Annotated in this window: 11 protein-coding genes and 2 pseudogenes; 7 read left to right on the top strand and 6 right to left on the bottom strand. The window is 40.1% G+C overall.

What is annotated here, in order from left to right; genetic code table 11:
- Together V7K79_RS16100 and V7K79_RS16095 are read right to left on the bottom strand one after the other, a co-directional pair.
- Nucleotides 1-428, bottom strand: a pseudogene (locus V7K79_RS16100) (IS630 transposase-related protein); the annotation flags it as partial.
- Nucleotides 429-700: 272 nt separating this feature from the next.
- Nucleotides 701-1485, bottom strand: a pseudogene (locus tag V7K79_RS16095) (IS5 family transposase).
- A gap of 118 nt (nucleotides 1486-1603) precedes the next feature.
- Here V7K79_RS16095 and V7K79_RS16090 point away from each other — a divergent pair.
- The 5 genes from V7K79_RS16090 to V7K79_RS16070 all read left to right on the top strand — a co-directional run bounded on the left by V7K79_RS16090 (nucleotide 1604) and on the right by V7K79_RS16070 (nucleotide 5414).
- Nucleotides 1604-2167, top strand: coding sequence for a transposase (locus V7K79_RS16090; RefSeq protein WP_335049012.1), 564 nt, complete (start codon nucleotides 1604-1606; stop codon nucleotides 2165-2167).
- 765 nt (nucleotides 2168-2932) lie between these two features.
- Entirely contained in the window at nucleotides 2933-3952 is a 1020-nt protein-coding gene (locus V7K79_RS16085; RefSeq protein WP_335049010.1) for an RpoD/SigA family RNA polymerase sigma factor, read from the top strand.
- A 115-nt stretch (nucleotides 3953-4067) separates the two neighbouring features.
- A complete protein-coding gene (locus V7K79_RS16080) occupies nucleotides 4068-4562 on the top strand; it encodes an ureidoglycolate lyase (RefSeq protein WP_335049009.1) in 495 nt (164 codons plus the stop codon).
- 203 nt (nucleotides 4563-4765) lie between these two features.
- Nucleotides 4766-5113 (top strand): translation initiation factor, encoded by a 348-nt coding sequence (locus tag V7K79_RS16075; protein ID WP_335049008.1) that lies wholly within the window; start codon nucleotides 4766-4768, stop codon nucleotides 5111-5113.
- Nucleotides 5114-5255: 142 nt separating this feature from the next.
- Nucleotides 5256-5414 carry a YqaE/Pmp3 family membrane protein gene (locus V7K79_RS16070; RefSeq protein ID WP_335049007.1) on the top strand — a complete coding sequence of 53 codons (159 nt, stop codon included), beginning with the start codon at nucleotides 5256-5258 and terminating at the stop codon, nucleotides 5412-5414.
- 275 nt (nucleotides 5415-5689) lie between these two features.
- On the opposite strand, the gene V7K79_RS16065 is transcribed toward V7K79_RS16070, so the two are convergent.
- From V7K79_RS16065 to lpdA, 4 genes are all read right to left on the bottom strand, one after another.
- Entirely contained in the window at nucleotides 5690-6346 is a 657-nt protein-coding gene (locus tag V7K79_RS16065; protein ID WP_335049006.1) for a carbonic anhydrase, read from the bottom strand.
- Between the two features lie 116 nt (nucleotides 6347-6462).
- Nucleotides 6463-6714 (bottom strand): DUF5340 domain-containing protein, encoded by a 252-nt coding sequence (locus V7K79_RS16060; RefSeq protein WP_265273732.1) that lies wholly within the window; start codon nucleotides 6712-6714, stop codon nucleotides 6463-6465.
- A 240-nt stretch (nucleotides 6715-6954) separates the two neighbouring features.
- Entirely contained in the window at nucleotides 6955-7845 is an 891-nt protein-coding gene (gene trpC, locus V7K79_RS16055) for an indole-3-glycerol phosphate synthase TrpC (protein ID WP_335049005.1), read from the bottom strand.
- A gap of 103 nt (nucleotides 7846-7948) precedes the next feature.
- Nucleotides 7949-9379, bottom strand: coding sequence for a dihydrolipoyl dehydrogenase (gene lpdA, locus V7K79_RS16050; protein WP_335049004.1), 1431 nt, complete (start codon nucleotides 9377-9379; stop codon nucleotides 7949-7951).
- A gap of 225 nt (nucleotides 9380-9604) precedes the next feature.
- Here lpdA and V7K79_RS16045 point away from each other — a divergent pair, with 225 nt between their 5' ends.
- Together V7K79_RS16045 and V7K79_RS16040 are read left to right on the top strand one after the other, a co-directional pair.
- A complete protein-coding gene (locus V7K79_RS16045) occupies nucleotides 9605-9781 on the top strand; it encodes a hypothetical protein (protein ID WP_335049003.1) in 177 nt (58 codons plus the stop codon).
- A gap of 140 nt (nucleotides 9782-9921) precedes the next feature.
- On the top strand, nucleotides 9922-11697 hold the full coding sequence (locus tag V7K79_RS16040) for an SWIM zinc finger family protein (protein ID WP_335049011.1): 1776 nt from the start codon (nucleotides 9922-9924) through the stop codon (nucleotides 11695-11697).
- The last annotated feature ends 487 nt before the right edge of the window (nucleotides 11698-12184 follow it).

The following is a 12184-nucleotide window of genomic DNA, read 5'->3' as shown; positions in this document are numbered from 1 at the left end:
GTAGACAATCTGCTCTGTCTCCACAGTCGCTAGTTTTTGAGCGAAGTCAGATCGTTTATGCTGATCGCGTTCCTGGTAGCCGTAGGTCTTTTTTTTCGCGTATAGCCTATCTTCTTCAGTGCCCTTGAGATAGTGCGATCGCTGATGTCACTATCCCACAATTGTGCCATCTCTACCTGGGTCTGATCGCGGTGTTTTTGTGCAAATGCTCGGAACTTTTCCCAGTCAGTGATTTTGTGACTATGGCCTGTACGCTGTCTAGGTTTAGCTTTAACATCTCCGGTTTCGGCTTTACGCTGAAGCCATAGGTTAATAGTATTACGACTGATTCGGAAGTAAACGCTTGCTTCGCACCGTTTCATCCCATCTAGTTCAATAGCATCGATTACTTTGCGTCGGAGATCATCGTAGCTGTATGGTTTGGCCATGGCTCAGGCAAGATTCTAAACTGCTTTACAGTCTACATCCTAATCAATATGGCGGTTGCTATAACAACTGTCACCGTTACTAAATTTTGATATAGGAACTTTTTTAATTAGGACTTACGCAAAAACTCTCTGAAACTCTTATTTCTCTGTGCCGCGCCAGTTGCTTCTCCCAAGGGGAGACGCTGCGCGAACAAGTCTCTTAACCGCAAGGGCGCACTGGCTTCTCTGCGTACTTTGTGGTTCGATTTTCCGTTACCTGTGCGTAAGTCCTGTTAATAAGAGTATTTCAAGGTTTCTATCGTTTCCGGTAAGATTTCATAATCTTTACTTAATCGTCGACACCAATTAAACCTACCCTATGTCCTCTCAACAAGCCAGCGTTTGGGTAATACAACAAAACCCTTCTGTTCTTCGTGGCGGGTGACAACACTTACAATCCATCGATAGATATCAATCACCCAATGCTGAAAACCCTTACCACGATAGCCGCCATCAACCTAAATTGTGATTAAGCGACGGAAGCGATGCCTACGGCAGGCTACGCCTACGCGGACTTGATCGAGTTTGGAAAAAACTAGTTTGGCACCTGCTTGCTCGCTAACATTGGCAGCAGTGATGACAACAACGATGAGTAAACCAAGTGTATCAACAAGTATATGGCGTTTTTGTCCCTTAATCTTTTTGCCAGAGTCATAACCAACCTCTTGCGATATCAAAGTTGGCAGTTTCAATGCTTTGGCTGTCCATAATTGCCTCACTGGGAGATGCTTCTCGGTTTTGACTTACCCTTACCCATAAACGTAACCCAAGAGTGAATTTCAAACCATGTTCCATCTTTTCGCCATTGCTGAAAGTAATGATACACAGTTTTCCACTTGGGAAAGTCATTTAGCAGCATTCGCCATGCACAACCTACACACAAGATGTAGAGGATAGCGTTAACGATCGCTTGCATATCAACACTACGTTTTCGACCACCTGTTTTTGGCGCAGGAATTAGCCTTAATAGTAGTTCCCACTGCTCAGAAGTCAGATTACTTGGGTACGATGGATTCATGGCTCTCGTAACTCTGTCATACTTAAGTGTTTTTTCTAATGACAGGATACAGTTACGTGGGCTTTCTGACTTTTCAGACATCCTCTTACGGGATTTTTCTACCTGAAGGGAGCGAGTTATTTCTATTTTTCGTACAGTCGAAAGAAGGGAATTTGAATATATTCGTCATGGCTCGCATTGCTTAATTGCCAGTTTTGATGTTGCTACTGGTCAAATTATCGAGCCGACCTGTGGAGATACAAGAACAGAAGTTGATTTTGCCCTTCATATTCGTCAAACGATTGAAACTGACCCCCAGGCTAAAAAATGCAATCTGATTATGGACTGTCTGAACACTCATCAGTCTGAGTCTCTGGTTCATTTGGTTGCAGAAAAAGAAGGTCTGCATATCGACTTGGGTATTAAGGGAGAAAGTGGCATCCTGAAATCAATGAAATCCCGCGCTACTTTTTTGAGTGACCCAATACACCGAATTGTGTTCCATTACACGCCTAAACATTCTTCGTGGCTCAATCAAATCGAGATTTGGTTCAGTATTTTGGTTCGCAAGTTACTCAAAAGAGCCAGTTTCCTCAGTCAGGATGATTTAAAAAATCGAATTCTAAACTTTATCAACTACTTTAATCAAACAATGGCTAAACCTTTTAAGTGGACATATAAGGGCAAAGTTTTGGCTATTTAATGGTCTGTTTATTTACGCCGCACTGTACTAGTTTCTTAAAAAAAACTGTTATTAAAAAAGCAAAGCAAAAGAAGTTCTTTTTTTCATGTTTAATGATTGCCTGCTATCCAAATGGCTTGATATGATTAGATTATCTTACAAAAAAGTGAGGTATCAAATGAATACTTTATATTTAATCAAATTGGATTTGATTAAATATAAAGTATTCAAAAACAGACTAATAATTTAATAACTAAAGTCTTGATGATATTTATATAATTAATATTAATAGTTTATATTTTGTTAATAAAAATATTGTTCAGGATTTTTTATGGGTTTCGGTAATAACATTGGAGAACTAGACTCAATTTAATTATTAATTATATTTTATAATATTTAAAAATTAGTTATAAAAAAATATAATTACTTCAAAAGATATGCAAATAATACTTTAGATAATTGATTTATGACTGGTGATGTTATATATTAAGGGGTAGGTTGATTTGGATTTATTATCTCCAACAATTAACTTGTAATGTATCATAGACCAGAATTCATCAGTGTTGCAAATTGATTAGACCTCTAGCATAAATGATAAATTAAGAACCCCACCCCGCCAAAGTGTAGCTTTGTATCCCCTCCTTACAAGCAGGAAGGAGATTGAGGGATGACGTATATAAGCATTTTTACAAAATATCTATTGATTAGCAGTGTGAAATGGCTGTGGGTCTGAATATCTAGACTTGATACCAATAAATTGATGAGGTTACAGAGGAGCAAATAATCATGAGCAGCTTAACATCTCCACATACAGAAGTTCAAAAAACGAAGAAAAAAAGTTTAGCCACAGATAAAAAGCCTCGAGCTACAGATGATATTGTACGTAGTTATCTGCAAGAGATCGGGCGTGTAGATTTGTTGACTCGCGAACAAGAGGTTGTTTTTGCCCAACAAGTGCAGGAGATGATGAATTTACTGACTGCTAAGGAAGAATTGGCTGTGAAATTAAATCATGAACCGACGCTGCAAGAATGGGCAGATTGTGTGGACTTAAATATTGAGGTGCTAGAGCAACAAATAAATTTAGGACACCAAGCCAAGCAGAAAATGATTCAGGCTAATCTCCGATTAGTGGTAGCTGTGGCAAAGAAATACCAGCATCGGAACCTAGAATTTATGGATTTAATTCAAGAAGGTACTTTAGGTTTAGAACGAGGAGTGGATAAATTTGATCCTGCTCTTGGTTACAAGTTTTCTACTTATGCTTACTGGTGGATTCGTCAAGGAATTACACGGGCGATCGCTCAACAAGGACGTACAATTCGTCTACCTATCCATGTCTTTGAGAAACTGAACAAAATTAAACGAGTGCAGCGAGAATTATCTCAACAGTTAGGTCGCGTTCCTACTACTGCTGAAATTGCCACTGCTTTATCTTTGACACCTAGCCAAGTCCGAGAGTGTTTGTACTTAGCCCGTCAACCCTTCTCTCTAGAGGCGCGAGTTGGTGAACAACAAGATACAGAATTGCAGGACATATTGGAGGATGATGGCCCTTCTCCTGAGGATTATGCCGTTGAAGAGTCTCTCCACCAAGACTTACAAGACTTATTGGCAAAGCTATCTCCTCAGCAACGAGAAATATTAACCTTGCGCTTTGGTCTAACGGATGGGTATGAACTTTCTTTAGCACAGATTGGCGATCGCATGGGTATTAGTCGAGAACGTGTGCGTCAGATAGAACAAAAAGCTCTCAGTCTCCTCCGACGCCAAAAGGAACAAGTACGTAGTTATCTAGCTAGTTGAGGTTAATTTTTTACAATTTAGGGCATTTAAACTTAGGAAATCACCATTGTGACTGTGTAAAATTCAGTCATTTTTGGTGAAAATAAACCTAAATAATCTCTCTTAATGATTTGATATGAACACATCAAAGGCAATACAACAATTACAAGTACAATGGGTGACTTCTGAAAACTTTCGGCGTTATGGACAGGTGATTTTTGCAAGTCTTGATGGTAAAACTTATGATGGTGAAGATGCCCAGTTAAACCTGCAAAACGGGATTCCACGATTTTATATTATGCGGTTGGAAAAGATAGGGCGAAAGTTCCACAAAATCACTCGCCATGTGCAATGTACTCAATGTCTAGGTTCTTTGGAAGGGAAAGATTGGCTAATTGCAGTTTGTCCTCCTGATAATGATATGAATGAACCAGCATTAGAAGAGATTGCTGCTTTCTGGATTCCGGGGAATTGTTTTATTAAGCTACATGAGGGTACTTGGCACTCTGGTCCCCATTTTGACCATGAAGCTGTGGATTTTTATAATTTGGAACTAGCTGATACAAATATGGTGGATCATTTCACCCATGATTTTCTCAAGAGTCATCAATTAGAGTTTGAGATGGTTTAGGTATAGATTATGTTTAATTATACATATATACCATTTTTATAAATCAGTTCAACCATTTAAATCTATATTTTTACATAAACAAGGATTACGTCAGTTTGGTTATGATGTATAGATGTCTAATGTTAGCCTATAAATTGATATTCCAGCAGAATGGTTGCGTAGAAGTTTCCACTGCCTTTTAAATTTTCTTAAACATTCATTTTATGTCTTCTTCCAATTCTCAATCTTCTAATAAAAGCTTTGTCTACCGCGAATTCGGCAACGACAACTCCGCCGCCACAGAAAGACCAATTCCAGAACTGCCCCCACAACAACAAAATCTGAAAGTACAGGCTTCCCGCAAAGGACGCAAAGGCAAAACTGTCACAGTTGTTAGCGGTTTTCAAGCCAAACCGGAAACATTAGCAGATTTAGTGAAGCAGTTGAAAACCCAGTGTGGGACGGGTGGGACACTTAAAGACAACGAAATTGAAATTCAGGGCGAACACAAACAGAAAATTGTCGAGATTTTGACTAAGCTAGGTTACAAAGCCAAAATTAGTGGTGGCTAATCTTGAGTGCGGTTTACCGTATCTAAACTGCAATCTAGATTAAGAGAGTGAATGTTATCTTTGAGAGGTACAAATATGCTTGAACAGTGGTAAATTAGTTTACCGACAAGCTGTCTTTTCTGAGATGAATAGGAGGATTTAAATGGATTTAGTTCGGATTCTGTGTGCCATTTTCGTACCACCTTTGGGAGTTTTTTTACAAGTAGGTTTTGGTATAGACTTTTGGATTAATATACTTTTGACACTGTTTGGTTACATTCCTGGGATTATTCATGCAATATGGATAATTGCTAAGAAATAATTTTTATAAGTAGGTTGAGCATACCAATATCTGTGTTAGTAATGATTATAGAGGCAATTGATAAATTGCCTCTATAATAAAGTTCATAAAATTAACTATTTTGTATTCGTAACTTTAATTAAATAAAAATATTTAAGAATACCACTTTATTTTTGAAATATATATAGACACTGCCCAATAAAACCTGATATTTAAATAAAAGTTGTAAAAACAATATTGATCTAGTCTCTAATTTAAGCTCTTGTGTGCCGAAAAAAACCTCATTAACTTTAACTTTATAACATGGCATAGAGTCTTAACTCTAGAAGCAAGGGGCAGACGTGCAATTGCCATTGCACAGTTGGAACCTTTAAATCTTTGATTAAGCCAGTACGTATATCTAGTACCCAGCCATGAACCATAGGCGCTTTTCGCTGATAAAGTACCTGGCGCATGATGGAAGTTTGGTAAATATTTTTCACTTGCGCCACAACATTGATTTCTGCCAAGCGATTCAGACGTTCTTCTCTTGTTGGCAAGGCATCAATTTGTTCTTGTTTCTCTAGATACAGTTCCCGAATCGGATTTACCCAGTTATCAAGAATTCCGATAGTTCTCCCTTCTAAAGCTGTCTTAATTCCTCCGCAATCGTAGTGACCACAAACGATAATGTGTTCTACTTTCAGGTGTAAGATTGCGTATTCTAGAATAGCTAAAAAGTTTATATCCGTTAGAGAGACTTGATTGGCAATATTACGATGTACAAATAACTCTCCTGGTTCTGTACGGGTAAACTTTGTTAATGCTAGACGACTATCAGAACACCCGATGTATAGAAAAGGTGGTGTTTGTCCACTAGATAATTCTTGAAAGTAAGTTGGATCTAAAGCTAACTTTTCGGCAACCCAAGCCTGATTATTTCTGAGGAGTTGATCAATGCTGTTGTATTTCATCTTTCGTTAAAGTCGAGAGAGCATCTCATCAATATTTTATTTTAACTGATCTACAGTTTTATCTAAATCAAGATCAACTCTCTCAAAACTAAAATATTATAAAGATGACTATTTTTTCAATCTGGGGCAACAACTTTGCTACCGTTATGATGGTTGATTGACCAACGGTGATCTATGCTTACAGAGGAAAACTCACAAATTTCTTCTAGTCGCTTTTGCTGTACAGCAGCTTTACGCAGAGTAATAATTAGCTGATTCACCTGATGCCGTAAATCTGGATTATCATTAACTGCTAACATAGTTTGTCTTTCTAAAAGTTGAAGTATAAGTTCGTAGTGAATAGGCGAAGGTAGAGGAATTTGCTCCATGAAGTTAAATTTTGATTTCATATTTGGGATTTTGTATTATTCACAGTTTGTTTCTTGTGAATAAATTGTTACATACTAAATAACTAGTTACTTATGGCTTTGATTTGATTAGCAATAAAGATTTGGCAAAGATATTGATGATATTTGATGGCAAAGTGCTGCGTGTGTACGCATAGTGCGCTCAGTTATTCAACTCTTTTGTACAGCCCTGCATATTTTCAGGCAGGAGTGGTGTTTTTTTTAAAAATTCCTCGGTAATATACGGGCGATCGCAGCGCCTGGATCTGGTTGTTTTATTAAAGATTCTCCAATCAATACAGCAGATGCACCTGCTGTCAGCACCAAACTCAAATCTTCTGGGTTGTGTAGTCCTGATTCACTGACAACTAGGATGTTTTTCTCTTGCAACTGGCTACCCCTTGCTGGCAAAAGTTGGCAAGTAGTTTGCAGATCAACAGAGAAATCTTCCAAATTGCGATTATTAATTCCTACCAAGGAGACTCCATCTAATGCTAATACACGGTCAAGTTCTGCCAAACTATGGACTTCAATCAAGGCTGCCATTTTCAGGTTGTTAGCAATTTTGAGAAAGTATTGCAAATCTTGATCGCTGAGGATAGCTGCAATCAATAAAATAGCATCTGCACCATGAACTCGCGCTAGGTACATCTGGTAAGGATAGATGACAAAATCTTTGCATAATAAAGGTAAATCTACAGCAGCTCGAACTTTGGCTAAATTGTCAAAACTACCTTGAAAGAACTTGACATCTGTTAGTACAGAAAGACAGCTAGCTTTGGCTTGCTGATAAGACAGGGCGATCGCTACTGGGTCAAAATCTGCTCGTAAAACGCCTTTACTCGGTGAAGCTTTTTTAATTTCGGCAATCAATGCTGGCTTTGTCTTACCTTGACGCAAAGCAGCAACAAAATCACGGGTTGGTGGCGCAGAGAGTGCTTGATTTTGCAATTCTCGTAAAGGCAGCTTTTCACGCATTTGGTCAACTTCTACTTCTTTCTGCCAGACAATTTCTTCCAAAATATTGTTTGGCGCTGCATCAGGTACGGCAGCCTGATAACGTAATATGGACACGGAAATAGCTGGGTTAGGTGAACGGCGACGGATTTGCATAATTGGGGACTAGGGATTGGGGATTAGGGATTGGGGACTAGGGATTGGGGACTAGGGATTGGGGTAAAATTCTTCCCAATCCCCAGTACCCAGTACCCAATCCCTAACTGGCGATCGCTCTTTTATAAGCCTCGTCCAAAACTTCTGAGAGTGTTGGGTGGGCGTGAACTAGATGTGCGAGACTTTGGACAGATTGACGGTTTGCGATCGCCGCTGACGCTTCATGGATTAAGTCTGAGGCGTGCAGTCCGAAAATGTGGACTCCTAAGACTTCTCCGGTGTCTTTGCGATATATCACCTTGGCAATACCGTCGGCTTCATTTTCTGCCAACGCTTTGGAATTTCCTTTGAAATAACTCCTACTAGTGGCGATTTCAAACCCTTCGGCTTGTCCTAACTCTTTAGCTGCTGTTTCTGTTAAGCCTACATAACTGACTTCTGGGTGGGTAAACGCCGCTGCGGGGATACTACGATAGTCTACTATTCTTTCCCTCCCAACTATATTTTCTACCGCGGTGATGCCTTGAGCAGAAGCCGCATGTGCCAACATTATCTTTCCATTAGCATCGCCAATTGCCCACAAATGTGGCACGACTTCACCTGCTGATAGCACTGCCATGCGATCATCAACTGGGATAAAATTGCGCCGATCAAGTTCTACACCCACAGAATCTAAACCAAGATTTTTGGTCGCCGGGATGCGTCCTGTAGCCACCAAGCAAGCATCTACTTCGATGACATCTACATCTTCTTTAGTTTTGAAATCTGCTAATTCAATTACCACAGGTGAACCGGGAATAACTTTTTTGGCGTATATCCCCACTTTTGTTTCAATATCGCGGGGAGTAATTAGTACCCGTTCAGCAAGTTTGGCAATGTCGCGGTCAAATCCTGGCATTAACTGATCGAGGGCTTCAATTAAGGTGATTTCACAACCCAAAGCTGAGTAAATATCAGAAAATTCCAAGCCGATGTAACCACTGCCAATAATTGCTACCCACTCTGGTAGTGATTCCAACTTCACACCTTGGTCGCTAGTAAAGACAGTTTTGCCGTCTATTTCAATTCCTGGAGGCACAAAAGGAATTGAACCTGGAGAAAGTATGATGTCTTTGGCTGTAATGGTTTTTTCACCACCGTCTCCAGTAATAGAGACTTTTTGCGCCCCAGCGATTTTTCCCCAACCCCTGATGATATCGACTCCTAGACGTTTGAGGCTGTTGGTTAAATCGCCTTGAAGTTTCGAGACAAGATTGGTAGCATGATTGGCGATCGCTTGACGATCAAATTCCACGCTACCAATTTGAATTCCTAATGACTTGAGGTGGTGGGCATTGCGTAACTCCCGCACACGTCCAGATGCTGCCAGCAGCGCTTTAGAAGGAATACAACCCCGATTAATACAGGTTCCTCCCATATCGGCAGCTTCAATAATCGCTGTTTTCAGACCACAACTCACGGCGTGTAAGGCTGCGCCATGTCCGCCTACACCAGCGCCGATAATTACTAAATCGTAATCATATCCTTGACTCACGTTAGTTTCCCCGTGTGCTTCGCCTATTTATTCTCAACTTGACCGACAATCAGCGCAACCCTTTTAACAGTTATCAGTTATTAGTTTTATCGCTGAACTCTAAATCCCTAATCTTAGATTATCAGGACTGTTTACTGTTAACTGTTCACTGATTTCAGGTTCGAGTATTGCTAACTCAAATTATGATTCACTCACTTCTGGCGAAAATATGGATATTTTCATTATATGGGTTGCTTTTCTCAGAAAAGCGGCAATAAATTAAGTGAGTATTTGCCTGATAATGAAGAAGCTGAACCGTTGTACATCAAATCTTTAATACTCAAGTGTAAAAGGGGAAGACAAAAAGAGAAGTATGAGCGTTGGCTGGCGGCGTTGGCGCAGCCCGCCTACCGTAGGCATTAGAACTTTAAAGAGAGACTTGTTCAATAATTCTTTCTTTGTACCCAGTCCCCACTCTCCATACCTTTTTCTTTACAGCGCGTTAGCCTAACACTAAGCTGGATTTAGGATTGATCCAGAAGATTTACGCAGGCGATCGCTCGATGTCTATTCCCCAAATTAGTGAATTTACTATCCGCCGTCATGCCAACGCCAAATCTTTCCAGCGGGGCGAGGCATATTATAACGCTGGTGCTGTTGATGTTGTTATCCAACGTGGTCATCTGCTTCAGGCAAATGTTCTAGGCACCGAAGCTAGACCTTATCATGTCAACCTGAATTTTGATAGCAGTGGGTTAACCTCAGTAAAATGCACCTGTGCCTACGACTATGAAGGGTGGTGCAAACACATTGTAGCGACGATGCTCGTTTGTGCGCGTAACTCAGAAAAAATTGAGCAGCGCCCCACCCTTGAAGAACTACTAAATTGCCTGGATCATATCGAAACTCAAAGGCTGCTGCAAGAGTTGGTAGCAGAATATCCGCCCCTAATTGAGGCGATTGATCGTCATATCAGATGGATGACGAATCCTGTTAACAACCAAACAACTATAAAATTCGTGCGCCGCAATACTCTCGATCCCACTTTGTTTCGGCGGCAAGTACGGCAGATTCTCAAGGATACTGTGCGCTACTTTGAGGAGGGATATGAAGAAGACCCGATTGGTGAAGATTTGCTAAGTGTAGTCCAAACTGCGGTTAATTTTAGCGAACGGGGAGAAGGTGAAAATGCGATCGCTATTTTGTCAGCGATTACTTCTACCTGTGTCGAAAATTGGGATGATGTTGCCAAATATGGCGCTGAAAACGATGAAATTGTCGCTGAATTAAATAATGCTTGGTGTGAAGCAATTTTGATCACCGAACTTACTCCAGAAGAAAAAGTTGATATTCAAATAAATTTAGAAGCTTGGCAGGATGAGTGGAATGCTGATTTTGGTCTAGTTATGGAAGCTTTACGCCAAGGTTGGAATTATCCACCATTGCTACAAGTTCTCCAAGGTAACATTACTGAAAGAGGAGCTTGGGAAGAAGATGTGCCAGATTATGCTGATGATTTGGCATTAATTCGTCTGAAAATTCTCGAACGTCAAGAACGTTATCAAGAATACTTATATTTAGCAGAAGCAGAAGGGCAAACTCAGCAATATCTGACAATGTTGGGGCGTTTAGGCAGGGTAGAAGAAGCAATTGATGCTGCTCAAAGCCAGATGAACTCAATGGAAGAAGCCTTTGCCCTAGCGAAAAGATTCAGCGTTCAGGGGGCATTACAGCAAGCACTAGATATAGCCGAGAGTGGATTAAATTTACCAGGTAATTGTCAGTACGAATTGGGAATTTGGGCAAGTGATTTAGCTATTGAGTTGGGTAATAGTGAAGCTGCTTTATTAGTAATCAAGGCGGCTTTTCAAGTAAAGCCCTCCTTTGTGGACTACCAAAGGATGGCACAATTGGCTGGAAAAAACTGGAAAAGTGTCAAAACAGACTTGCTGAGAATTGTCCGTACTTATAATGGTTGGGGAACAGAATCAGCCAAGGTGGATATATTCTTACATGAGGGGCTAATTGATGAGGCAATTGCGATCGCTAGTGAACTAAGTTCTGATCGTTTAGAGTTAATTCACCGAGTTATGGATGTCGCTATCCTTCATAATCCTGGTTGGGTGATTGACAATGCTCGTCGCCGTGCTGAAAAGATTATGGATGCAGGTAAAGCCGAATACTACTATTATGCGGTTGAATGGTTGAAAAAGGCGCGTAATGCCTATCTAGAATCTGGGAAGAAAGCTGACTGGTTAAGCTATCGGGAAAACTTGATGCAAACCCACGCTCGGAAACGTAAATTGATGGGAATGTTTAAGGAAAGCGGTATCGAGTGAAGAGTGAGATATAAAACTGAAAATGACGTAGACACAATACCCTTCTCTTAACAAAGACACGACGCTAACGGAAAACCTTCGACTAGATGAATTTGATCTACTAAGGATTTTGGGCAACGCATAATTGATTTCACAAAATACAGGAGTGAGCAAGTAACTGAGGTATAAAATGCAGGACTCATGCATTAGATATAAAGAGTTCTTGCCTCCTGCCTCAAAATCCGTAGCTTTATACTTTATGCAAAAGAAAACTGCTATATCCCATTGATACTTTTAAGTCTGCAATAACTAGATGATTTAGCTTTTAAATTGAGATTTACTCAAGATATCAACTTTGGCGACAAAAGATGAAGTAAGATTCACATCTAAAGCAGTTCCCGTATAATCCCATAGTTACTAACAAAAAATAGTCCAGTGCGATGATTGATAAATATCCCCAAAATCTGATCGTGCCGTGTTTGCGGCTGAGTATGCTTCTATTACTGGG

The organism is Nostoc sp. (assembly GCF_036917575.1).
Taxonomy (GTDB): Bacteria; Cyanobacteriota; Cyanobacteriia; order Cyanobacteriales; family Nostocaceae; genus Nostoc.
This window is presented reverse-complemented; position numbering and strand designations above follow the sequence as displayed.